This is a genomic window from Collimonas rhizosphaerae (assembly GCF_038896935.1).
In the GTDB taxonomy this organism is placed as follows: domain Bacteria; phylum Pseudomonadota; class Gammaproteobacteria; order Burkholderiales; family Burkholderiaceae_D; genus Collimonas; species Collimonas rhizosphaerae.
Genome location: NZ_JBANDC010000024.1, coordinates 41,362 through 64,535, shown reverse-complemented (window position 1 = coordinate 64,535; position 23,174 = coordinate 41,362). Strand labels below are relative to the sequence as shown.

The following is a 23,174-nucleotide window of genomic DNA, read 5'->3' as shown; positions in this document are numbered from 1 at the left end:
TTCATTTTGTAGTAACCTGTGTAACGTTGGTTGGCAGTTCATTTCTGAAAGACAAAGCGTGGCAACGCGCTGAATAAAAGCATGGCTAAACATAGTAAATCCATCCCTGGCCGCGGTTTGCGGGTTGCAGACCAGATCCAGAAGGACTTGTCCGAGATCATCGTCTTCGAGCTGAAAGACCCGCGGGTCGGCATGATTACGATTACCGAAGTGCAGGTGACGCCGGATTACGCCCATGCCAAGGTGTTTTTCACGATGCTGAACGACGACCTGGAAGCGATTGCGAATACCGTCAAGGGCCTGACCCAGGCTGCCGGTTTCCTGCGCAACCAGCTGGGCCGCCGCCTGTCTATCCATACCTTGCCTGCCTTGCATTTCATCCATGACAATTCGACCGCCCGCGGCGTCGAGATGTCGCGCCTGATCGACCTGGCGAACGCGACCCGTTCCAAGGACGATGGCCAGGATTAAACGATTGCCTGGTCAAGCTCAGTCAAGTTAACTAACGGTCACCATTAAACTTCGATACGGCTTGCTGGTGACTGCAAGCCGTTTCCGCTTTCTCCTTTTTGCACCCGCTACCCATGGCATCACGCCCACCCAAAAGAATCCGCGTTCCGCTCAATGGCGTCTTGCTGCTGGATAAGCCCGTCGGCTTTTCCAGCAATGATGCGTTGATCAAGGCAAAAGGCTTGCTGAATGCGCAAAAGGCGGGGCACACCGGAACCCTCGACCCGTTCGCTACCGGCGTGCTGCCGCTATGCTTCGGCGAGGCCACCAAGTTCGCCCAGGACCTGCTGGATGCCGACAAGACTTACGAAACCCTGATCCACCTGGGAGTGAGCACCGCCACCGGCGATACCGAGGGCGAGATACTGGAGCGCAAGGATGTCAGCGTCAGCCGCGAGCAGATCGACGCTGCGCTGGCCCGGTTCCGCGGTCCGATCAAGCAGGTGCCGCCGATGTATTCGGCGCTCAAGCGCGACGGCAAGCCATTGTACGAATACGCCCGTGCCGGCATCACGCTGGAGCGCGAAGCCCGCGACGTGACCATCCATGCCCTGGAATTCCTCGATTACCAGGCGCCGTTTTTGCGCTTGCGGGTTGCCTGCAGCAAGGGCACCTACATCCGGGTGCTGGGCGAAGACATCGGCGCGGCGCTCGGTTGCGGCGCGCACTTGCAGGAATTGCGGCGGGTCCAGGTAGGCCACCTGACGCTGGATGGCTGCGTCACCCTGGAGCAGCTTGGCGCCACCGGCGAGGCCGAACGCAGCGCCTTGCTGGCGCCGGTCGACAGCCTGCTGCTGACGTTTCCTGAAGTATCCTTGTCCGAGCCGCTCGCTAAGCGCTTCCTGCAAGGCCAGCGCCTGACACTGACGAAAGAAGGCGTGCCCTTGCCGGCAGCGGCTGGGCGGGTGAGGGTATACCTGCAGCCGGCGGATGCCGTATCCAGTCGGCAACTGCTGGGTACCGCACAATTGCATGAGTACGGGGTCCTGGCTCCCGAACGCCTGATTGCCACCGCGCAGCCCGCATAAAATAGGTTTTTAGCAATATCTGTGCTGCGATTGAGACAGCAACTCTTTGAAATTACAAGGCTTTTCATAAAGTAGTGCAGCGCGTCATGCTATAATGCGCGGCCTCCCAAATTCCGCTACATCTGCCGTACTCCTGTGCAGTGCCTTAGCGAGCATTTTTGGCCGCATTTGTAGCTATATATTTTCTGCGCAATCGTTATCTGCGCACTTACTAAGTTATTCAATCTCCAAACTGACCATGTCAAACACACCTCGCGCCATCCGCAACATTGCCATCATTGCCCACGTTGACCACGGCAAGACCACGCTGGTTGACCAGCTGCTGCGTCAATCCGGCACTTTCCGTGACAACCAGCACGTCGATGCACGCGTGATGGATTCGAACGATATTGAAAAAGAACGCGGCATCACGATCCTGTCGAAGAACTGCGCAGTCGAATACAAGGGTACGCACATCAACATCGTCGATACCCCGGGCCACGCCGACTTCGGCGGCGAAGTCGAGCGCGTACTGTCGATGGTCGACAGCGTCCTGCTGCTGGTCGATGCGCAAGAAGGCCCGATGCCGCAAACGCGTTTCGTGACGCGCAAGGCACTGGCGCTGGGCTTGAAACCGATCGTTGTGGTCAACAAGATCGACCGCGAAAACGCCGATCCGCAAAAGGCTGTGAACGCCACTTTCGAACTGTTCGACAAACTCGGCGCAACCGATGAACAGCTGGATTTCCCGATCATCTACGCATCGGGCTTCAAAGGCTATGCAGGCCTGGAAGACACCGTCCGCGACGGCAACATGGAACCGCTGTTCGACGCGATCCTGAAGCACGTTCCTGCGCGTGAAGACGATCCTAACGGCCCGCTGCAACTGCAGATCACATCGCTGGAATACTCTTCCTACGTCGGCAAGATCGGCGTTGGCCGCATCCTGCGCGGCAAAATCAAGGCACTGCAAGACGTGGTCTGGATGAACGGTCCGGAAGACAAGCCGACCAAGGCCCGCATCAACCAGGTGCTGACTTTCCGCGGCCTGGACCGCGTGCTGGCCGATGAAGCGCTGGCCGGCGACATCGTGCTGATCAACGGCATCGAAGAAATCAGCATCGGTTCCACCATCTGCGCACCGGATTCGCCGGAAGGCTTGCCGATGCTGAAGGTTGATGAGCCGACCCTGACCATGAACTTCATGGTCAACAATTCGCCGCTGGCCGGCCGCGAAGGCAAGTTCGTCACCACCCGCCAGATCAAGGACCGCCTGGACCGCGAACTGAAAGCCAACATGGCGTTGCGCGTAGTGCAGGCTGAAGGCGACGATTCGACCTATGAAGTGTCGGGCCGCGGTGAGTTGCACCTGACCATCCTGATCGAAAACATGCGCCGCGAAGGCTACGAGCTGGCCGTTTCGCGTCCACGCGTGGTGTTCAAGATGGTGGACGGCGTGCGCCACGAGCCCTACGAAAACCTGACTGTCGACGTTGAAGAAGTCAATCAGGGCGGCGTCATGGAAGAACTGGGCCGCCGCCGCGGCGACCTGCAAAACATGGAACCGGACGGCAAGGGACGCGTGCGCCTCGAGTACCGCATTCCTGCGCGCGGCCTGATCGGCTTCCAGGGCGAATTCATGACCCTGACCCGCGGCACCGGCCTGATGAGCCACGTGTTTGACGAATACGCACCGGTCGACGCCTCCAAGGGCGAACTGGGCGGCCGCCGCAACGGCGTGCTGATCTCGCAGGACGACGGCGCGGCAGTTGCCTACGCTATCTGGAAACTGCAAGATCGCGGCCGCATGTTCGTCAGCCACAACGACCCGGTGTACGAAGGCATGATCATCGGCATCCACTCGCGCGACAACGACCTGGTGGTCAATCCGATCAAGGGCAAGCAGCTGACCAACGTCCGTTCGTCCGGTACCGACGAAGCGGTGCGCCTGGTGCCGCCGATCGAAATGTCGCTGGAATATGCGGTTGAATTCATCGACGACGACGAGCTGGTTGAAGTCACGCCGAAGAGCATCCGCCTGCGTAAGCGCTACCTGAAGGAACATGAGCGTAAAAAGGCTTCGCGCGACGCCTAAGCTGTCGAGTGAACCGGGCCTTCGGGCTCCGCCACGAAAAACCCGCCGATCCGTGCCCTTGTCCAGAGCACGCATCGGCGGGTTTTTTACTTTCCGGGTTCAGGCGACTGCCGGGCTCGCTGCATGTTGCGCCTTGAGCACATCGCCGATGGCCGTAAACAGCTGGTCGATCTGTCCCGGTTCGATGATCAGCGGCGGCGACAGGGCGATGATGTCGCCGGTGGTGCGGATCAGCACGCCTTTCTCCCAGAAACACTGCAGGAAGGCATCGAAGGCGCGTGCGCCAGGTTTGCCTGCGACCGGCTCCAGTTCAATCCCGCACACCAGCCCCAGGTTGCGTACATCCTTGACGAACGGCAGGCCCTTCAGGCTGTGCGCCGCCTGCTCGAAATACGGTGCGGTCGCCGCCGCGCGGTCGAACAGGTTTTCGCTCTTGTAGACCGCGATGCTGGCCATTGCGGCGGCCGCCGCCAGCGGATGGCCGGTGTAGGTGTAGCCGTGGGAGAATTCGATGGCGTTGTCGGCGGCGGCGCTCATGAAGGCGTCATGGATATCTTGCCGCACGATCACCGCGCCCATCGGCACGCTGGCGTTGGTCAGGCCCTTGGCGCAGCAGATCATGTCAGGCATCACGCCGAAATAATCGGCCGCAAACGGTGCGCCAAGACGGCCGAAGCCGGTGATCACCTCATCGAAAATCAGCAGGATGCCGTACTTGTCGCAGATGAGGCGCAGCTTTTGCAGGTAACCCTTGGGCGGCAGGATCACGCCGGTCGAACCCTGGACAGGCTCGACGATCAGCGCCGCCACCGTGGCCGGATCATGCAGCGCCAGCAGGCGCTGTTCAAATTCGTCGGCGATCTCCGCGCCATGTTCCGGCAAGCCGTGCGAAAACGCATTGCGCCCGATATCCAGCGGATGGCGCAGATGGTCGACGCCGGCCAGCGTCGGGCCGAAATGCTTGCGGTTGCCGGCGATGCCGCCCACCGCAATGCCGCCGAAGCCGACCCCGTGATAACCGCGCTCGCGGCCGATCAGGCGCGTACGCAAGCCGTCGCCGCGCACGCGGTGATATGCCAGCGCGATCTTCAGCGCGGTATCGACCGACTCCGAACCGTCGTTGCAAAAGAACACCCGGTTCAGTCCTTCCGGTGCAATCGACACCAGCGCGCTGGCGGCTTCGAACGCCAGCGGATGGCCCATCTGGAACACCGGCGCAAAATCCATCCTGGCAGCCTGCTGCTGGATTGCTTCGACAATCTTCGGATGGCAGTGGCCGGCGTTGGTGCACCACAGGCCGGCGGTGCCGTCGAGGATCTGGCGACCGTCGTCCGTCGTGTAGTACATGCCGGAAGCGGAGACCAGCAAGCGCGGCTTGCTCTTGAACTGGCGGTTGGCGGTAAACGGCATCCAGAAATGGTCGGTGTTCAGGGTGGTCGGCATGGCGTCTCCTTTGTGGTTGGCGGATTTCAGGCTCTTGCCGATGATGGTAGTACGTTTAGGGCCGCTTCGCATGGCGCCGGCCAAGCCCGCGATATATAGGGCCGATTCCTCGCATGACCGTTACAGCATCCTGTCAACTTTGACAGGAGTCCGCCTCGAAATGTGCGTGCTAGCATAAATTTCCCTAGGCCCACAAGGCGAGGGCTCATTTAACTCTACAAGAGGAGTGATCCATGTACAGTTTTCGAAAATGGTTGGCAGGCGTTACATGTGTGGCAGCAATCGTTGTCAGCGGCTCGGCTTATGCAGCGCGGGCCGATATCGAAGTGACCTTGCAGGAAGCCAGCGCGAAAGGTGCGGCCGGTTCAGGTAAGGTGCTCTACACCATCACCAACACCAGCGCTGCCACCTTGCATGTGCTGAACTGGGAAACTCCCTTGAACGGCGTCAGCGGCGACTTGTTCAGCGTCGACCTGGGCGGCCAGCCGGTGCGTTACGTGGGACGGCTGGTGAAACGCAAACCGGCGACCGACAAGGATTACATCACGCTCAAGCCGAACGAAAGCCGTGCGGTTGAAGTGGACCTTAGCGCCTACTACGAGATGTATCGCGCCGGCCAATATGTGATCAAGTACAAGCGCAGCGCCGACACTCTGGTGCGCGAAGCCGGCAATGCCGTCGCCGCCAAGGCCAGCGGCGCTGCTGCTCCTGCGGTCACGCTGGAAACCAATGCGATCCCGCTGTCGGTCGACGGCGGCCCGGCGCCATCCTCCAAACAGGCCTCTTCCGACCTGCTGGGCGCAATCAACGGCGCGGCTGCTGCTTCCACCACCTTCGCCAGCTGCAGCAACAGCCAGAAAACCGCGCTGACCACGGCCCGCACCGACGCCACTTCGATCGCGACCAATTCCAGGAATTACCTGAATGCGAACAACACCGGCAGCCGCTACACCTGGTGGTTCGGCGCGGTCACCAGCGGCCGTTATACGACCGTCACCAGTCACTACACCAACCTCAGCAGCGCGCTCGGCACCCAGGCGTATAAATTCGACTGCAGCTGCACCGAGTCCGGCACTTACGCCTACGTCTATCCAGACCAGCCATACACGGTCTACCTGTGCGGCGCCTATTGGACCGCACCGGCCAACGGCACCGATTCCAAGGCTGGCACGCTGGTCCATGAAACCAGCCACTTCACGGTGGTGGCCGGCACCGACGACCACGTATACGGCCAGACCGGCGCGCACAACCTGGCTGTCAGCAATCCGACCAATGCCGTCGACAACGCTGATAACCACGAATACTTCGCTGAAAATACACCTGCACGTCAGTAAACATAGAGGCCCGCATCCCGCATCCCGCATCTCGCATCTCGCGCAGCCTAAGCCATGCCCGGCACGGACCGAGATCCTTGCCGGGCATTTTTACGTGTAGCGTGTTGTCCTGATTGCCTGCCGCGATCTGTCCTGGTGGCGCGATGCGGCCGCTTTAAGGCGGGGCCTTTGGCCGCGAGCGACTTACTGATAAACTAGCGCCTTTCGCCGAATTTGCGCGAACCTGACACCTTCGTTTCGTGGTCATTCCCACGGCACCCGCGGCAAGTGCACGTGCGGTGAACGGCAAGATATCCAGAAATCAAGCAAAATGGCGCATGAATTGCATGTGCGCGAAATCAGCATAAAACCTAATGAAATCAGCGAATTACAGTAAAAGGCGTGTTTCCGTGGCGCCCATGATGGACTGGACCGACCGCCATTGCCGCGTGTTCCACCGCCAGATCACCCGCCACACCTGGCTCTACACTGAAATGGTGACCACCGGCGCCTTGCTGTACGGCGACGTGCCGCGCCACCTCGATTTCAGCGATGTCGAGCATCCGGTCGCCCTGCAGTTGGGCGGCAGCGAACCGGCCGACCTGGCCAAGAGCGCCAGACTGGGGCAGCAGTGGGGTTACGACGAGATCAACCTGAACTGCGGCTGCCCGTCCGAACGGGTGCAGAAGGGCGCTTTCGGCGCCTGCCTGATGGCGGAAGCCGAGCTGGTGGCCGATTGCGTCAAGGCGATGCGCGATGCGGTGAGCGTCGATGTTACCGTCAAGCACCGGATTGGCATCGACAAGACCGAATCCTACGAATTTGTCCGCGATTTTGTCGGCACCGTGGCGCAGGCCGGCTGCCAGACCTTCATCGTGCATGCGCGCAATGCCATCCTGAAGGGCCTGAGCCCCAAGGAAAACCGCGAAATCCCGCCGCTCAAGTATGAATACGCCTACCAGCTGGCGCGTGATTTTCCGGGGCTGGAAATCATCATCAACGGCGCCATCAAGACTACCGAAGAAATCGACTTCCACCTGCAATATGTCGACGGCGTGATGCTGGGCCGCGAGGCTTATCACAATCCCTACCTGATGGCCGATTTCGATTCCCGCTATTTCGGCGCCGCCGGGACGGTGCCGAAGACGCGCGCCGAAGTGATTGAAGCCATGCTGCCTTATATCCGCCAGCAGCTGACGCTGCATGGGCACAACGGCAAGGGCTTGCGCCTCAACAGCATCACCCGCCACATGCTGGGCCTGATGGCTGGCGTGCCGGGCGCCAAATCGTTCCGGCAAGCGCTGTCTGACTCGAAACGGCTGGCCCTGGGCGATCCCATGTTGCTGGTCGATGCATTGGCAAACATGCAACCATTGGCGGCCTGAGAGCGGCGATCCTGGGTTTTGCTGCAAAACAGCGGCAAACTGGTGTCCTTAAAACATTTTCAGTCTGCTAAATCCTTTAAAATAGCGACCTCTGGTTTATGTTTGTTTTACCCAGGCTGCCCAGGGGCGGCCTTGCGTGCATAAACCGCAACCTTCATAGCAAAGCTGGACCAGGCTACCCATAAGGCGGCTTCCGGGCCGGTTATCTCCAAGGCGAAACATGTCACTTGCAACAACTGAAGAAATCATTGCTGAACTCCGTGCCGGGCGCATGGTGATTCTGGTGGATGAGGAAGACCGTGAAAACGAGGGCGACCTGGTGCTCGCCGCCGATTTCGTGACGCCTGAGGCGATCAATTTCATGGTGAAGTATGCGCGCGGCCTGGTCTGCCTGACCTTGACCGAAGAGCGCTGCGACCAGCTCAACCTGGGCATGATGACCAGCCGCAACGGCACCGCCTACGGCACCAATTTCACCGTGTCGATCGAAGCCGCCGAAGGCGTCACCACCGGCATTTCGGCCGCCGACCGCGCCCGCACCATCCAGGTGGCGGTAGCGCCTGGCGCCAAGGCTGGCGATATCGTGCAGCCGGGCCACATCTTCCCGATCAAGGCGCGCAAGGGCGGCGTGCTGATGCGCGCCGGCCATACCGAAGCCGGTTGCGACCTGACCGAAATGGCGGGCCTGACGCCGGCTGCCGTGATCTGCGAAATCCTCAAGGAAGACGGCACCATGGCGCGCCTGCCTGACTTGCTGGAATTCTCCAAGGAACACGGGCTCAAGGTCGGCACCATCGCCGACCTGATCCATTACCGCGGCCAGCACGAAAGCATCGTCGAGCGCCTGGCTGAACGCACTACCCATACTGCCCAGGGCACGTTCAAGACCATCGCTTATCGCGACACGCCAAGCGGCGGCGCCCACCTGGCCCTGCTGCACGGCACGCCGTCGCCGGATGTGGAAACCCTGGTGCGCGTGCACCAGCCGGTATCGATCCTGGACTTGCTGGAAACCGAAGCCACCAACCATTCCTGGAACATGGCGTCGGCGCTGGCGGCGATCTCCGCTTCGCCGTGCGGCGTGGTGGTGCTGCTCAACTGCGAAGAATCGGCCGACCAGATCTTCGCCAAGTTCGCCGCGCTGGAAGCAGCTTGCAGCGGCGTCAAGCCGCCGCCGCCGCGGGTCGACCTGCGGACATACGGCATCGGCGCGCAGATCCTGAAAGACCTCGGCGTCGGCAAGATGAAGCTGCTGGCCAGCCCGCGCAAGATGCCGTCGATGACGGGTTACGACCTCGAGATCACCGGTTATCAAAACAAGCCGAATGCCTGAAGAGTAGAAGAGTAGAGTGCTGTAGCGGTGTCTGTTGTAGCCGATGTTTGCAGTAATTGATGAATAGATAAGCGCCTGGTGCGTATAAGAGGAAAACCATGACAGTCGGAATTTACGAAACCAATCTGGATGGTGCAGATTTGCGCATCGGTATTGTGCAAGCCCGCTTCAACGAAGATGTCTGCCACGGCTTGATCTCGGCCTGCCTGGCGGAGCTGAAGCACCTGGGCGTGGCGGATGAAGACATCCTGCATGTCACCGTGCCCGGCGCGCTGGAAATCCCGCTGGCGCTGCAGAAGATGGCAGAGACCATGCAGTTCGATGCGCTGATCGCGATCGGCGCCGTCATCCGCGGCGAGACTTACCATTTCGAGCTGGTCTCGAATGAATCCGGCGCCGGCATCACGCGTGTCGGTCTGGACTCCGGCATCCCGATCGCGAACGCCGTGCTGACCACCGAGAACGACGAGCAGGCCGAAGCGCGGATGGAAGAGAAGGGCACCGACGCTGCGCGGGTGGCGGTGGAAATGGCCAACCTGGCGATCGCGCTGGAAGAGCTGGCGGAAGCCACCAGCGAAGAATAAGATGTTGTGACAGGCGAGGCGCCGGCGGCGCTTTGCCTTTTTGTATGTGAACGATAGCTGGAAAAATTATGACCAATAAAACTTTGCACGCCAATCCGAGCAAGAGCCGCACGCCGCGTCACCGCGCGCGCGAATTCGCGTTGCAGGGCCTGTATCAATGGCTGTTGAACAATGAAGACGTGACCGCTATCAGCGAAAACATCCGCCAGGCGCACGGTTTCGACAAGGCCGACGCCGAGCATTTCAACTCGCTGCTGTACGGTGCGATCAAGGACGCCGGCACCTTGCGCGCCGGCCTGGAGCCGCTGATCGACCGCAAGATCAGCGAGCTGTCGCCGGTGGAACACGCGGCCCTGCTGATCGGCGCTTTCGAACTGCAGAACCACGTTGAAATCCCTTACCGCGTAGTCATCAACGAAGCGGTCGAACTGACCAAATCGTTCGGCGGCATCGACGGCCACAAGTATGTGAACGGCGTACTGGACAAATTTGCCGCCAAGGCGCGCGCCGTGGAAATCGGCGCCGGCAAGAAATCCTGATCCAGCAATCAAGGCGGAGCCGCGGATGCTGCGTTATCGCTTCCGGTTCCGTGTTTCAGGCGAGGCGAACAGCCGCTGACAGGTAGCGCCGCGCCACTCGGAAAAGCATTCATGACATTCTCGCACCTGGCTTCACGCCTCGACAACATCGCACCGTTCCATGTGATGGAGCTGGCAAAAATGGCTGCAGCGCTGGAACGGCAAGGCCGCCACATTATCCACATGGGTATCGGCGAACCTGATTTCACCGCGGCGCCGCTGGTGATCGAAGCCGCCGCCAAGGCCATGGCCGACGGCAAGATGCAGTACACCTCGGCCACAGGCCTGCCGGCGCTGCGGGAAGCGATCTCGGCCCATTACCGCCAGGTGTTCAGCCTCGATATCGCGCCCGAGCGCATTGTCGTCACCGCCGGCGCTTCGGCGGCCTTGCTGCTGGCTTGCGCCGCGCTGGTGGAAAAGGGCAGCGAGGTGCTGATGCCTGATCCTTCCTACCCCTGCAATCGCCACTTCGTCGCGGCCTTCGACGGCCAGGCGAAAATGATCGCCAGCGGTCCGCAGCAGCGCTTCCAGCTGTCCGACCAGATGGTGTGCGAGCACTGGGGTGAGCAGACGCGCGGCGTGCTGCTGGCGTCGCCGTCCAATCCGACCGGCACCTCGATCCTGCACAGCGAGCTGGAGAAGATCATCGCCACGGTGCGCGGCAAGGGCGGCTTTTCCATCGTCGATGAAATCTACCAAGGCCTGAGCTACGAAGGCGACCCGTTTTCGGCGCTGTCGCTGGGCGACGACATCATCGTCATCAACAGTTTCTCCAAATATTTCAACATGACCGGCTGGCGTCTCGGCTGGCTGGTGCTGCCGGAACCGCTGGTGGCGCCTATCGAAAAACTCGCCCAGAACCTGTTCATCTGCCCCTCGGCGATTGCACAGCACGCGGCGCTGGCTTGTTTCGAGCCCGAGTCGCTGGCTTTGTACGAGTCGCGCAAGAGCGAATTCAAGCGCCGCCGCGATTACCTGGTGCCGGCCTTGGTCGAACTGGGTTTCAAGGTGCCGGTGATGCCGGATGGCGCGTTTTATGTGTATGCGGATTGCAGCGCCCTGTTTAAGGAAGGCGACGACGCCGACAAGTTCGTCAAGGAAGTCTTGAATCAGGCCGGCGTCAGCATGGTTTCCGGCCTGGATTTTGGCCCCTATACGGCACAGCACTACGTCCGCTTGTCGTACGCGACTTCAATGGAAAACCTGCAAGAAGCGGTACGTCGCCTGGGGCAGTTTCTCGGCAAGCATTAAATTCAGACAATGTTCGCTGCCGGCATTCCGGCGGTATTGAAAAAGGAGCTTCCATGCACTTCGTTTTCCCTCCCAAACCGGCAGCAGCCGTTCCCGTGGCCGGCAGCGACCAATTGTTTCCGGTACACCGGATCTACTGCGTCGGCCGCAATTATGCCGAACACGCCAAGGAAATGGGCAGCAGCGGCCGTGAAGCGCCGTTCTTCTTCATGAAGCCCGCCGATGCGGTGCTGCCGGTCGCCCACGGCAGCATAGGCGAGATGCCTTATCCATCCATGACCCAGGACCTGCACCACGAAATCGAGCTGGTGGTGGCGCTGGCCACCGGCGGCAAGAATATCCCGGCGGCGGAAGCCGTCAAGCACATCTGGGGTTACGCAGTCGGGCTCGACATGACCCGCCGCGACCTGCAGGGCGAAGCCAAGAAGCTGGGACGGCCATGGTGCACCGGCAAGGGCTTTGATCATTCGGCGCCGATTTCGCCCATCCATCCGATCGGCGCCACCGGCGTCATCGAGCAAGGCGATATCCACCTGGACGTGAACGGCGCATTGCGTCAGAAGGGCGACATCAACCAGATGATCTGGAACATCGCCGAGACCATTGAGCAACTGTCCGCCTATTTTGAACTGCAGGCCGGCGACCTGATTTTTACCGGCACGCCGGCCGGGGTTGCCGCCGTAGGCAAGGGCGACTTGCTGGAAGGATCGGTAGCCGGTGTCGGCGATCTGCGCGTACGCCTGGTCTGAGCAGATACCGATGAAACTGTATAGCTACTTCCGCAGCTCCGCCTCCTACCGGGTACGGATTGCCTTGAACTTGAAAGGCATGCCCTACGATACCGTTCCCGTGCATCTGCTGAAACATGGCGGCGAGCAGCTCAGCCAGATGTACCGGACCTTGAACAGCGACGGCCTGGTGCCGACCATGGTCGACGACGATGCAGTCGACGGCCAGGCGGTGCTGACGCAGTCGCTGGCGATCCTGGAGTACCTGGAAGAAATCCATCCGGCGCCGGCATTGCTGCCGCCGGCTGCGCTGGACCGGGCTTTCGTACGCAGCATAGCCTTGTCGATTGCCTGCGACATCCACCCGCTCAACAACCTGCGCGTGCTGCGTTACCTGGTGCATGAATTGAAAGTGGATGAAAACGCCAAGAACGCCTGGTACCGGCACTGGTGCGAAAGCGGCCTGGCGGCGCTGGAGGTGACGCTGGCCAGGGACAGCCGGCCCGGCAAGTTCTGTTTCGGCGATACGCCGACGCTGGCCGACTGCTGCCTGGTGCCGCAGATTTTCAATGCGCAGCGCCTGAAATGCGACCTGTCGGCGATGCCGACCGTGATGGGCATTTACCAGAACTGCCAGCAGCTTGACGCCTTTACCAAGGCAGCGCCGGAAAACCAGCCGGATGCGGAAGCCTGAACCGGGTCAGCGACAATAAAAAAGCCAGGGTGTGCAACCACCCTGGCTTTTTTTCAGGCGCCGGCCTGGATCGGCGCGGCAGGATGAAAACTCTCCGCGCGCGAGATAGGCCAGTATTTCTCGAACACCGGGTAGCGGTATTTCTGGTTCAGCAAATCTCCCGGCTGCAGGTAATGCAGCAGATCAGACATCAGCTTCACTTCATGGTCCGAGGTACGGCGCACGATGTGATGCGCGCGTAGCGCAGAAGCATGCGGCAGGCCCGCGGCCTGCACCAGCTCTTGCAGCGCATGCAAAGTGCTTTCATGGAAGCGATACACGCGTTCGGCCTTGTCCGGCACCACCAGCGCCTTCTGCCGGCCCACGTCCTGGGTCGCGACGCCGGTCGGGCAGCGGTCGGTATGGCAGCTTTGCGACTGTATGCAGCCGAGCGAGAACATGAAGCCGCGCGCCGAGTTGCACCAGTCGGCGCCTATCGCCAGCGTGCGGGCCAGGTCGAAGGCGGTGATCACCTTGCCGCTGGCGCCGATCTTGATGCGGTCGCGCAGGCCGGCGCCGAGCAGGGTGTTATGCACCAGCAGCAAACCTTCCTGCAGAGGCATGCCGACGTGGTCGACAAACTCCAGCGGCGCCGCGCCGGTGCCGCCTTCGGAACCGTCCACCACGATGAAATCCGGCAGGATGCCGGTCTGCAGCATGGCTTTGACGATGCCGAAAAACTCCCAGGGATGGCCGACGCACAATTTGAAACCGACCGGCTTGTCGCCCGACAGCGTGCGCAGTTTCTGGATGAATTCCAGCAGGCCGATAGGATTCGAAAACGAGGAGTGGGCGGCGGGCGAAATGCAGTCGACACCCATCGGCACGCCGCGCGTGGCGGAAATCTCCGGCGTGACCTTGGCTGCGGGCAGCACGCCGCCGTGGCCGGGCTTGGCGCCTTGCGAGAGCTTGACCGTGATCATCTTGACCTGCGGCGAAGTCGCTTGCGCCACGAATTTTTCTTCATTGAAGCTGCCGTCGCCGTTGCGGCAGCCGAAATAGCCGGAGGCGATCTGCCACAGCAGGTCGCCGCCGAATTCGCGGTGATAGGGCGAGATCGACCCTTCGCCGGTATCGTGCGCAAAGCCGCCTTTCTTGGCGCCGCGGTTGAGCGCGCGGATGGCGTTGGCCGACAGCGCGCCGAAGCTCATCGCCGATACATTGAAGACCGACATCGAATACGGCTGCGCCCGCTCGGCGCCGACCGTGACGCGGAAATCATGGCTGGCGATGATGGTCGGCGACAGCGAGTGGCCGACCCATTCATAGCCGCGCAGCTTGACGTCCAGCTCGGTGCCGAACGGCCGGCTGTCGACTTCGCCTTTGGCGCGCTGGTAGACCAGGCTGCGTTCCTTGCGGGTGAACGGTGCGCCGTCGTTGTCGCTCTCGAAAAAATACTGGCGCATTTCAGGGCGGATCATTTCAAACAGAAAACGGAAATGCCCCATCAGCGGATAGTTGCGCAGGATCGCATGGCTGCGCTGGTTCATGTCCCAGATGCCGAGCGCGGTCAGCAGGCCGGGGAGCACCGCCCACCACCATCCCATCTCGCCGGCCGCGGCGCCGGCGGCAAGCAGCAAAGTCAGCAACAGCACTGCCCAGAAACTAAGGTAACGACTGACTCTCATGATTTCCTTCCTTTTAAGATTGCCGCTGCGCCGGCGGTTCGCTTGTGGAAAACCGCTTGTAACGGTAGCAGGCTGACAATTTTACACATTGACGGCGCGCTCCGTGCGGCCGCCGCTTCCGTTTGTCCTACAAGGACTTCGGTCCCTGTCCTATAGCGCCCCGTGGGGAGGCTGGTTAGCATGGACTCACCGATGCAAGGGTAGCGATGCGGGCCGGTCGGGCCGGCGCCGTCGCTCTACAGACCGCCCCTGCATATCAAGCCAGCCGCGTTGCCGAAAGACCGGCCTGGCATTGAATCGACAACCATCAAGGAGTGCACAATGAACTGGGACACTATTCAAGGCAACTGGAAACAATTCAAGGGCAACGTCAAGCAGCAATGGGGCAAGCTCACCGACGACAAGCTGGAGCAGATCGCCGGCAAGCGCGACCAGCTGGCCGGCAGCATCCAGGAAGCCTATGGCGTCAGCAAGGACGAGGCCGAAAAGCAGATCCGCGCGTTTGAAGAGCGTCACAAGGAACGGTAGTTCCGAATCCTCGATTCCACCATGCATGATTGGGCAATGACGCCATGATGTCGAAGAAAGGGCATTGACATGACTATCAACAAAATCCTCGCGGCCATGCTGATCGGCGTTGCCGGTTTTAGCGGCACATCGCTGGCGCTGGCGGCGGACAGCGCCAAAGCCAGCTACAAGGCGGCAGAAGACCTGGCGGACGCCACCTACAAGAGCGACAAGGCAAAATGCGACGAGCTCAGCGGCAACGGCAAGGATGTCTGCCTGAAGCAGGCCAAGGCCACCCGCGAACACACCACGCAAGATGCAAAAGCCGAATATAAAAATACCCCCAAAGCCATCGCCAGCGCACGCAAATCCGAAGCTGACGCCGACTATGCGGTAGCCAGGGAAAAATGCGATGGCCTGGCGGGCAACGCCAAGGATGTCTGCATCAAGCAGGCCAAGGCGGACCAGGTTAACGATGTAGCCAACGCCAACACCCAGAGGGATGTTTCCAAGGCCAAGGCTGACGCTCGGGAAGAACGCGCCGATGCACGCTACAAGGTTGCCATGGCCAAGTGCGATGCGCTGGCAGGCGCTGCCAAGGAAGACTGTATCGTTGCGGCCAAGGCTGAGCTCGGCAAATAACCATAGGGTTTACATTGAAGGCAGTCGGACGCACACTGAACGTCACGCGCTGGAGACAGCGCCGGACAACTTATCAGATTGCGACGGTTGAATAGATGATAAAAATTTTGGTGGTTGACGACCATGCGGTAGTCCGCGCCGGCGTCCAGTATTTCATTGCTGATATCCCGGAGATGGAAATCGCCGGCGAAGCCGCCAATGCGCAGGAAGCGATCCGGCTGATCCGTTCCGAGGAATACGACATCGTGCTGCTCGATATCGCGATGCCGGACAAGAGCGGCGTGGAAGTGCTGAAGCAGATCAAGCGCGAGAAGCCGCTGTTGCCGGTGCTGATCCTGAGCATGCACCCGGAAAGCCGTTACGCAGTGCAGGTGCTGCGCAGCGGCGCCGACGGCTATGTGCAGAAAGAAGCGCTGGCGACGGAGCTGGTGAAGGCGATCGAAACCATCCTGCAGGGCCACAAGTACATCAGCTATGCGGTGGCCGAGCTGCTGACGGCAGATCCCGCCAGTAATGAGAATGCGCCGCTGCATGAATCCTTGTCGGCGCGCGAGTATGAAATTTTTTATAAATTGAGCCAGGGTGAAGGAGTGACCAGGATTGCCGAAGAGCTTTGCCTGAGCGTCAAGACCATCAGCACTTACCGTACACGTGTGCTGCAGAAGATGAGCATGACAAGCAATGCGGATATTATTTATTATGCGATCAAGAACAATCTGATCGATTAGATGGGGCAATCGTGTCGCGGGTGAAAACTGCCTGCCGTTCGCCGGCCTGGCGCAATGCATGAATTGAAGCGAGGGATGTTGAAAGATAGCCGTCAACTAAAATGGACCATACAACAACCTCCGATATAGCCAAATCCGGCGCCACGCCGTTGCGGATTTTTTTGGTCGAAGATTCAGTGGCTGTCAGGGATTTGATGATTGATACCTTGAGTGAAATTCCGGGCGTGGTCTTTGCCGGATTTGCCGAGGAAGAAGCGGATGCATTGAAAAAAATCGATGCCGAGCCTTTTGACGTGCTGATCCTGGATATCGAACTCAAGCAGGGCAATGGCATGAGCCTGTTGCGCACGCTGGCGGCATTGCCCAAGCCGCTCAATTCCACGAAAATCATATTCAGCAATAACGTCAGCAACGCTTTTCGCCGCGCCGGCGAGAAGTACGGCGTGCGTTTTTTCTTCGACAAGAGTTCGGAATTCACCAAGCTGCGCGACCTGCTGGCGGCACTTGGGACAGGGTTGCCGGATCATTGACCGAGCTGTTGCATTCCATTGATCGCCTGCAACGCTTTCAGCCATACCCGCCCGCCGGCATCCGGCGGGTTTTGTGCTGTTTCCTTTTGCAATGATCCGGTTATGCTATCGAACGACATGAAAATCCTGGAGACGACTTGACGACAGACGACCATGAGGCTGGGCTGGGCAATCCGCATTACCAGGATTTGCTGAAGGCGCGGGCGCTGGAAAGCCTTGCCGCTACACGCAACTATGTGTCGCGCACCGCCATCGCCGCCATCCTGGTGAGCCTGGCGCTGACGATCGTGTCTGCGGCGGTGCTGGTTGCCGGCGTTTACCAGGTAGCGCTGCCGTTCCCGACATCGCAGCTACCGCTCATGCGGGCCAACACCGCCGCCGGTTTCCTGCTGGCGGCCGGCAGCCTGCTGCTGCAGTGCCTGACGGGCAGGCTGCGCAAAGCCGCCAGGCTGGCGGCGCAAGCGCTGGCCATCCTGCTGCTGCTGTTTGCCATGGCAGCGTTGTGGCATGAAGCGTTTCGCAGCCCAGGCTGGCTTGACATCCTTCTTGCCGCGCTGGCGCCGCAGCCCGGCTTGCGCAGCCCGAGCGGTTTGCATCCGATGGTGGCCATCGGTTTTGTTTTGTGCGGACCGGCTTTGCTCCTGCTTGACCGCCGCGGCAAAAAAACCAGCCACCTGACCGAATACCTGGCGATTGCCCTGATATTTTTAAGCGCGATCCCGCTGCTGGGTTATCTGTACCACGTTGCGGCAATGACCCAGATGGTGTACGCCACCAGCATCCCCTGGCCGTCGGCCATCGCTTTCCTGCTGTTCGGCATGGCGCTGCTGATGGCGCGCCCGCATCAGCGCCTGATGGCGATCATCACCCGCCATGCGCCGGGCGGGCAGATGCTGCGCCGCTCGCTGCCGCAGATGCTGGTCTTGCTGGTGGCCCTGCACTGGCTGGCGGACTGGGGCGCGCGCCAGGGATTTTATGACCGTACTTCGGTGCCGCCTTTGCTGACCCTGATCGACGGCGTGCTGGTGCTGTTCATTTTCTGGCGCGCCGCAGGCCAGGTCGACCGCGAATACGGAGCACGCCTGCAAAGCGCGGCGGAGCTGGCGGAAGCCACGGCCTTGTTGATTGCGGTGAGCGACAACACCAACGACCCGATTTTCGTGAAAGACAGCCAGGGGCGCCTGATTTTCGCCAATCCGGCCTATTTGCGCCAGCTCGGGCTGAACTGGCAAGAAGCCAGACACCGCCGCAGCCGTGAGCTGTTCCCGGATCAAGAAGATGCAATCCGCATCGATCAAGATGACGCCCGCATCATGAACGGCCGGGTTTCCGAAACGCTGGAACAGACGGCGCAGCTGCCGGGCAGCCTGGTCACCACTTTCCAGACCACCAAGGCGCCGTGGTTCGGCCAGCAAGGGCAGGTCATGGGCGTGGTCGGCATCGCCACCGACATCAGCGAGCGCAAGCGTGCCGAGGATTCGCTCAGGCAGCGCGAACTGGAGCTGGAGCGCACCATCGCCCAGCGCACCGCCTTGCTGCGCGAACTGGCCAACCACATGGAAACCATACGGGAAGAAGAGAAGCGGGCGATTGCGCGCGAGCTGCACGACAACATGGGCGCATCGCTGACGGCGCTGAGCATGCACCTGGAAGGCGTCTACAAGATCCTGCCGGAGAATGAGCACTGGCAGCATCGCCGGTCGCAGATGCAAACCCTGCTGAGCTCGCTGGTGGCGACCACACGCCGGATCCAGACTGAATTGCGGCCGAACATGCTTGAGCTGTTCGGGCTGAAAGCGGCGATTGTCGAACAGCTGGAAGATTTCGGCCAGCGCACCGAGATCGTGTGCAACTCCAGCCTGCCGGATGAAGATATTGCGGTCGATCGTAAAATCGAAATAGCGGTCTATCGCATGCTGCAGGAAATCTTGAATAACGTCTCCAAGCACGCCCGGGCCACCCAGGTCGATCTGATCCTCGACATCGACGAAGACCGGCTGGCGCTGACGGTGCGCGATAACGGCGTCGGCATGTCGCAGCAGCGTTTTGAAAACACCACCACCCACGGTTTGCGCGGCTTGCATGAAAGGGCGACCTACCTGGGCGGGCAAGTCCGCTTTGCCGGAGGCGAAGGCAAGGGAACGACTGTGGTGATCGAATTGCCGATGCCGGGGCAGGCGCCGGCGGATGCGCCTAAGGCATAGGCTGACGGCTGCAGGGCGCAAGGCTGGGAGCGCCGGCCTGGTGCTGGCTCAGGACGGTGGGCAGGGATCGGTCGCCACCAGTACGCTGCAGGGCACTTTTTCAACCAGGAGAGTATCCACCGAGCCGCGCCACCAGCGTGTCGCCATCGGTTTCTTGCGCGAATGGCCGACGATCACCAGGTCTACCCCCAGCTTGCTGACCAGGTCGCTGATCACATTCACCGGTTCGCCGCTTTCAAAATGGTCGACAGCCTTGATGCCGGCGTCGCTGAGCAGCTTGTGGCCCTTGATCAATTCTTGTTCGAGCAGGGTTTTTTCAGCCCTGATGGCGGATTCGGCGACGAATTCGCCGGCCATCAGGTAGGTGGCAAGGTTGATGACCCCCAACAGGTGGACCTCGATTTCAGGGCCGGGCGCCAGCTGGATGCAGGAATACAGGGCCGAACGGCTTTCGGGCGTGCCATTGTAGGCGACGAGAATTTTCCGGTACATATGCCCTCCTGAAAATTGTATTTGCAATGCTCTCTGCTTTCATCATAGCGCAGTCTGGGGCTGTCAACCAGATGCCATTTGGGTATTTGCAGCGATGTTTTCCGGCGCCGGTCTTGCATGGCGAAAATCGATTTTCGGATTCTGCCCATGCCGTTTTTTGGCGCGTTGCCGGGTTTCCCCGAATACTGCAAATTGGCGGCGCCTGATCAAAAAGCGCCGAAACTACGGCACTATTGCGCTATGCAGCACTATAAAAGTAGACTTGGCGGGTAATCCGCCAGTTCGGGCTGCGCAAGCTTCAGCGGTTTGCAGCGTGATTGATCAATAAAAAATCGAAGGAAAAATGGATGTCGGATGAAATCGTGATTGTCGGCGGCGGCGCCGGCGGCCTGGAGCTGGCTTGCAAGCTCGGCCGCAAACTGGGGAGCGGCCACGTCACGCTGGTGGACCGGGCGCTATACCATATCTGGAAGCCGTCCCTGCACGAAGTTGCGGCGGGAACGCGCGATATCCACCAGGAAGGCTTGTCCTACCAAATGTTGGCGCATGACAATAAATTCCGCTTCGTCTACGGCGCCATGACCGCGCTCGACAGCGTCAACAACACGATCACGGTGGATGCGGTGCTGGATGAATCGGCGCAGGAACTGATCCCGCCGCGCCAGATCGGCTTCAGCAAGCTGGTGATCGCGGTCGGCAGCGTCTCCAACTATTTCGGCATCAGCGGCGCCGAGGAAAACACGATTTCGCTGAACACCACCGAAGACGCCGAGCATTTCCGGCTGCGCCTGCTGAAAATGCTGGCGATGGCGGACCTGAAGAAAGAAAAGGATCCCGACGCCGGAGTCGACATCGTGATCGTCGGCGGCGGCGCAACCGGCGTCGAACTGGCGGCGGAGCTGCGCGACGCCAGCAGCGTCTACACCGATTACGATTTCCCGCACCTGAATCCGAACCGCGATGTCCGCATCACCATCCTGGAAGGCGCGCCGCGCTTGCTGGCGCCGCTGACCGAACGGGTTTCCAAGGCGGCCACCAAGCTGCTGCAGGAACGCGAAGTGAAGGTGGTCACCGATTGTCGCGTCGCCGCCATCGCAGAGAATTTCGTGACTGACGCCAACGGCAACAATTACGCGTCGGACCTGTGCGTATGGTCGGCCGGCATCAAGGCTCCCGATTTTCTCAAGACCCTGGGTTTGCCGGTGACCAAATCAGGCCAGCTGGAAGTCGACGGCTTGCTCAAGGTCGCAGGCAGCAACAATATCTATGCGCTGGGCGACTGCGCCGCTTGCATCGGCCCCGACGGCAAAATGGTACCGCCGCGCGCCCAGGCCGCGCACCAGCAGGCCGACTACCTGCTGGAGATGTTCGTCCGCTCGAACAAGGGACAGGCGGCGCTGGACACCCCCTACGTCTACAAAGACCATGGTTCGCTGGTGTCGTTCGGCAGGAATACCTCGGTCGGCACCTTGATGGGATCGCTGACCAAGCTGGGCTGGTTTGTCGACGGCTTCTTCGCCCGCATGATGTACGCCAGCCTGCACCTGATGCATCTGAACGCCTTGCTGGGGCCGGTGCGCACCGGCGTTACCGCCGCCGCCAGCAGCCTGATGAAGCACGCCAAGCCGTCAGTCAAGCTGCACTGAGTTTGTAAGCATGTTGTTCAGATGTAAAAGTATGTATCGCTTGCATGATTTCCGGCGGAGCTGGTCTATAGTTCAAATCAACAGCCGTGGGCATACCGGTCTGTGACTATGCGACCCTTGAAGGAGTCAATCATGCTGTACAAAAAATGGATATGTGTTGCGCTGCTGGCCAGCACGACTGCTGCGGTTTCTACCTCTGCCATGGCTTATGACGATGGCGCCAATACCGCCATCGGCGCGGTGGCGGGTGCTGTCATCGGCGGCGCGGTGGGCGGCCGTAACGGCGCTATCGTCGGCGGCGTGCTGGGTGCCGCGGTAGGCGCGACTTCGGGCGGCTATCGTGACGATGGCGGTTATTACGACCGTGGCCAAGGCTATTATGCGCAGCCGGCGCCGGTGTACGTACGCCCTGAGCCGGTCTATTACCAGCCGGCGCCGGTTTATTATCGGCCGGCCCCGGTGTACTACCGTCCGCAGCCTGTGTATTACCGCCCGGCGCCGGTCTATGTGGAAAACCGCGATTACTATCGCCAGCAATATCGCGGCGGCTACTACGAGCGCTGATCCAAGCCTGGATTAAACAACAGGCGCCGGTCCAGATAAGAATCTGGACCGGCGTTTTTTATTGGCGCGGCGGATTCTTTGCTATGCGCCAGGCTGCATACGTCCTATATTGAAAAGACTCAGGATACCTGGCCATTTCACGGAGGAGACTGCTGTGGGCAAAACCAGACATGCGCCGGCCGACGACAAGCACGGCAAACAAAAGAAAATACAGCAGGTGAATCCGGCCGAGCGCTGGACCGGGCACGCACTGGACGGCAGCCAGCAGCTCGATATCGTCGAAGAACAAATGTATGTGAACGAACCCGGAACCACTATCGACCAGCCTCTGGTGCCGCAGAAAACGCCAAAATGATGCGCCTGGAGAGCCTGCGGCCTGGGACAATTTGTCCAGCCCGGACAGGCGTTGCAGGCGGCCGTCAACCTTGCTTGCTAGTTTATAATCGTGCAGAGAATGCCTTCCCTAAAAAATGCAGCATTATAAAAAAGTAGGAAATCATGCGGATTCTTTCGGTAAGACCGGCTTGCGGCCGAGCGCCAGTTCACGGGCGCCGCCTTGGCTCCCTGTTTGTCCTTGCCGCGGCGCTGCTGGCTGTCGCCGCCAGCGCGGCTGAGGTCGACGCCGGCGCCGTTCCCGACACCATCAAGCAGCGCCTCACCGCCTGCACCGCCTGCCACGGCGAGCAGGGACGCGCTACCAACGACGGCTACTACCCGCGCATCGCCGGCAAACCGGCCGGCTACCTCTACAACCAGCTGCATAATTTTCGTGAAGGACGCCGGCAGTATCCGATGATGACCTACCTGGTCGACCATCTGTCCGACGCCTATCTGCAGGAAATCGCCCACTATTTTGCGGACCAGCATCCGCCTTATCCGCCGCCGCAGCCGCCCGATCCGTCGAACGCTACGCGGGCGCGCGGCGAAGTGCTGGTCAACAAGGGCGATCCGGCCAAGAAGATCCCGGCCTGCATCGCCTGCCACGGCAGCGCCATGACCGGCGTTTTGCCGACCACGCCAGGCTTGCTCGGATTGCCGCGCGATTACCTGGTGGGCCAGATTGGCGCCTGGAAGAACGGTGCGCGCCATGCGGTGGCGCCCGACTGCATGGCGCAGGTGGTGCAGCGCCTGAGCGCGGAAGACATCGGCGCCGTCGCCTCCTGGCTGGCGGCGCAGCCGGTGCCTGCCGACGCTACAGCGGCCGCCCCCGGCACGGCCAAGTTGCCGCTGGCGTGCGGCAGCATTCCCCTCCCTCCGGCCAACCCATGATCAA

24 protein-coding genes are annotated in these 23,174 nt (G+C 60.6%); 20 read left to right on the top strand and 4 right to left on the bottom strand.

Annotation, left to right across the window (positions count from 1 at the left end; translation table 11 throughout):
* Nucleotides 1–81 precede the first annotated feature (81 nt).
* From rbfA to typA, 3 genes are all read left to right on the top strand, one after another.
* A complete protein-coding gene (gene rbfA / locus V8G57_RS23935) occupies nucleotides 82–471 on the top strand; it encodes a 30S ribosome-binding factor RbfA (protein WP_014007418.1) in 390 nt (129 codons plus the stop codon).
* Nucleotides 472–584: 113 nt separating this feature from the next.
* On the top strand, nucleotides 585–1,538 hold the full coding sequence (gene truB / locus V8G57_RS23930) for a tRNA pseudouridine(55) synthase TruB (protein WP_342831501.1): 954 nt from the start codon (nucleotides 585–587) through the stop codon (nucleotides 1,536–1,538).
* A 238-nt stretch (nucleotides 1,539–1,776) separates the two neighbouring features.
* A complete protein-coding gene (gene typA / locus V8G57_RS23925) occupies nucleotides 1,777–3,612 on the top strand; it encodes a translational GTPase TypA (protein ID WP_092399816.1) in 1,836 nt (611 codons plus the stop codon).
* Nucleotides 3,613–3,711: 99 nt separating this feature from the next.
* On the opposite strand, the gene aptA is transcribed toward typA, so the two are convergent.
* A complete protein-coding gene (gene aptA, locus V8G57_RS23920) occupies nucleotides 3,712–5,055 on the bottom strand; it encodes an omega-aminotransferase AptA (RefSeq protein ID WP_092399848.1) in 1,344 nt (447 codons plus the stop codon).
* Nucleotides 5,056–5,327: 272 nt separating this feature from the next.
* Here aptA and V8G57_RS23915 point away from each other — a divergent pair, with 272 nt between their 5' ends.
* The 8 genes from V8G57_RS23915 (at nucleotide 5,328) to maiA (ending at nucleotide 12,921) form a co-directional block, all read left to right on the top strand.
* Entirely contained in the window at nucleotides 5,328–6,389 is a 1,062-nt protein-coding gene (locus V8G57_RS23915) for a M35 family metalloendopeptidase (protein WP_342831498.1), read from the top strand.
* Between the two features lie 353 nt (nucleotides 6,390–6,742).
* The gene (gene dusA, locus V8G57_RS23910; RefSeq protein ID WP_342831497.1) at nucleotides 6,743–7,753 is read left to right on the top strand and encodes a tRNA dihydrouridine(20/20a) synthase DusA; all 1,011 of its coding nucleotides are present in this window, start codon (nucleotides 6,743–6,745) and stop codon (nucleotides 7,751–7,753) included.
* Between the two features lie 220 nt (nucleotides 7,754–7,973).
* On the top strand, nucleotides 7,974–9,086 hold the full coding sequence (gene ribBA, locus V8G57_RS23905; protein WP_144741540.1) for a bifunctional 3,4-dihydroxy-2-butanone-4-phosphate synthase/GTP cyclohydrolase II: 1,113 nt from the start codon (nucleotides 7,974–7,976) through the stop codon (nucleotides 9,084–9,086).
* A 98-nt stretch (nucleotides 9,087–9,184) separates the two neighbouring features.
* On the top strand, nucleotides 9,185–9,670 hold the full coding sequence (gene ribH / locus V8G57_RS23900; RefSeq protein WP_092399808.1) for a 6,7-dimethyl-8-ribityllumazine synthase: 486 nt from the start codon (nucleotides 9,185–9,187) through the stop codon (nucleotides 9,668–9,670).
* Between the two features lie 68 nt (nucleotides 9,671–9,738).
* The gene (nusB, locus tag V8G57_RS23895; RefSeq protein ID WP_092399806.1) at nucleotides 9,739–10,209 is read left to right on the top strand and encodes a transcription antitermination factor NusB; all 471 of its coding nucleotides are present in this window, start codon (nucleotides 9,739–9,741) and stop codon (nucleotides 10,207–10,209) included.
* A 111-nt stretch (nucleotides 10,210–10,320) separates the two neighbouring features.
* Nucleotides 10,321–11,499 (top strand): pyridoxal phosphate-dependent aminotransferase, encoded by a 1,179-nt coding sequence (locus V8G57_RS23890; protein ID WP_342831496.1) that lies wholly within the window; start codon nucleotides 10,321–10,323, stop codon nucleotides 11,497–11,499.
* Nucleotides 11,500–11,552: 53 nt separating this feature from the next.
* Nucleotides 11,553–12,248, top strand: coding sequence for a fumarylacetoacetate hydrolase family protein (locus tag V8G57_RS23885; protein WP_342831495.1), 696 nt, complete (start codon nucleotides 11,553–11,555; stop codon nucleotides 12,246–12,248).
* 10 nt (nucleotides 12,249–12,258) lie between these two features.
* Entirely contained in the window at nucleotides 12,259–12,921 is a 663-nt protein-coding gene (gene maiA, locus V8G57_RS23880; RefSeq protein ID WP_342831494.1) for a maleylacetoacetate isomerase, read from the top strand.
* 53 nt (nucleotides 12,922–12,974) lie between these two features.
* Here the strand turns inward: maiA and V8G57_RS23875 are convergent, their stop codons facing one another.
* The gene (locus V8G57_RS23875) at nucleotides 12,975–14,588 is read right to left on the bottom strand and encodes an FMN-binding glutamate synthase family protein (protein WP_342831493.1); all 1,614 of its coding nucleotides are present in this window, start codon (nucleotides 14,586–14,588) and stop codon (nucleotides 12,975–12,977) included.
* 321 nt (nucleotides 14,589–14,909) lie between these two features.
* On the opposite strand from V8G57_RS23875, the gene V8G57_RS23870 reads away from it, so the two are divergent.
* The 4 genes from V8G57_RS23870 (at nucleotide 14,910) to V8G57_RS23855 (ending at nucleotide 16,995) form a co-directional block, all read left to right on the top strand.
* Nucleotides 14,910–15,116, top strand: coding sequence for a CsbD family protein (locus V8G57_RS23870; RefSeq protein ID WP_092399796.1), 207 nt, complete (start codon nucleotides 14,910–14,912; stop codon nucleotides 15,114–15,116).
* Nucleotides 15,117–15,185: 69 nt separating this feature from the next.
* Entirely contained in the window at nucleotides 15,186–15,737 is a 552-nt protein-coding gene (locus V8G57_RS23865) for a hypothetical protein (protein ID WP_342831491.1), read from the top strand.
* Nucleotides 15,738–15,832: 95 nt separating this feature from the next.
* Nucleotides 15,833–16,465, top strand: a complete 633-nt coding sequence (locus V8G57_RS23860) for a response regulator (RefSeq protein WP_092399792.1) — start codon at nucleotides 15,833–15,835, stop codon at nucleotides 16,463–16,465.
* Between the two features lie 101 nt (nucleotides 16,466–16,566).
* Nucleotides 16,567–16,995, top strand: a complete 429-nt coding sequence (locus V8G57_RS23855) for a response regulator (protein ID WP_092399790.1) — start codon at nucleotides 16,567–16,569, stop codon at nucleotides 16,993–16,995.
* Here the strand turns inward: V8G57_RS23855 and V8G57_RS23850 are convergent.
* Nucleotides 16,989–17,114 carry a hypothetical protein gene (locus V8G57_RS23850; protein ID WP_256381583.1) on the bottom strand — a complete coding sequence of 42 codons (126 nt, stop codon included), beginning with the start codon at nucleotides 17,112–17,114 and terminating at the stop codon, nucleotides 16,989–16,991. The two genes, V8G57_RS23855 and V8G57_RS23850, sit on opposite strands and share 7 nt — an antisense overlap.
* A gap of 18 nt (nucleotides 17,115–17,132) precedes the next feature.
* On the opposite strand from V8G57_RS23850, the gene V8G57_RS23845 reads away from it, so the two are divergent.
* Complete coding sequence (locus V8G57_RS23845) at nucleotides 17,133–19,199, top strand: PAS domain-containing sensor histidine kinase (protein ID WP_342831490.1); 2,067 nt, start codon at nucleotides 17,133–17,135, stop codon at nucleotides 19,197–19,199.
* A 48-nt stretch (nucleotides 19,200–19,247) separates the two neighbouring features.
* On the opposite strand, the gene V8G57_RS23840 is transcribed toward V8G57_RS23845, so the two are convergent.
* A complete protein-coding gene (locus V8G57_RS23840; RefSeq protein WP_092399788.1) occupies nucleotides 19,248–19,691 on the bottom strand; it encodes a universal stress protein in 444 nt (147 codons plus the stop codon).
* A 347-nt stretch (nucleotides 19,692–20,038) separates the two neighbouring features.
* On the opposite strand from V8G57_RS23840, the gene V8G57_RS23835 reads away from it, so the two are divergent.
* The 4 genes from V8G57_RS23835 (at nucleotide 20,039) to V8G57_RS23820 (ending at nucleotide 23,170) form a co-directional block, all read left to right on the top strand.
* The gene (locus tag V8G57_RS23835) at nucleotides 20,039–21,337 is read left to right on the top strand and encodes an NAD(P)/FAD-dependent oxidoreductase (protein WP_342831489.1); all 1,299 of its coding nucleotides are present in this window, start codon (nucleotides 20,039–20,041) and stop codon (nucleotides 21,335–21,337) included.
* A gap of 132 nt (nucleotides 21,338–21,469) precedes the next feature.
* Nucleotides 21,470–21,901, top strand: coding sequence for a glycine zipper 2TM domain-containing protein (locus V8G57_RS23830; protein ID WP_092399784.1), 432 nt, complete (start codon nucleotides 21,470–21,472; stop codon nucleotides 21,899–21,901).
* 154 nt (nucleotides 21,902–22,055) lie between these two features.
* Entirely contained in the window at nucleotides 22,056–22,256 is a 201-nt protein-coding gene (locus V8G57_RS23825) for a hypothetical protein (protein ID WP_342831488.1), read from the top strand.
* Between the two features lie 143 nt (nucleotides 22,257–22,399).
* Nucleotides 22,400–23,170: a c-type cytochrome gene (locus V8G57_RS23820; RefSeq protein WP_342831487.1), complete on the top strand. Its 771-nt coding sequence runs from the start codon at nucleotides 22,400–22,402 to the stop codon at nucleotides 23,168–23,170.
* The last annotated feature ends 4 nt before the right edge of the window (nucleotides 23,171–23,174 follow it).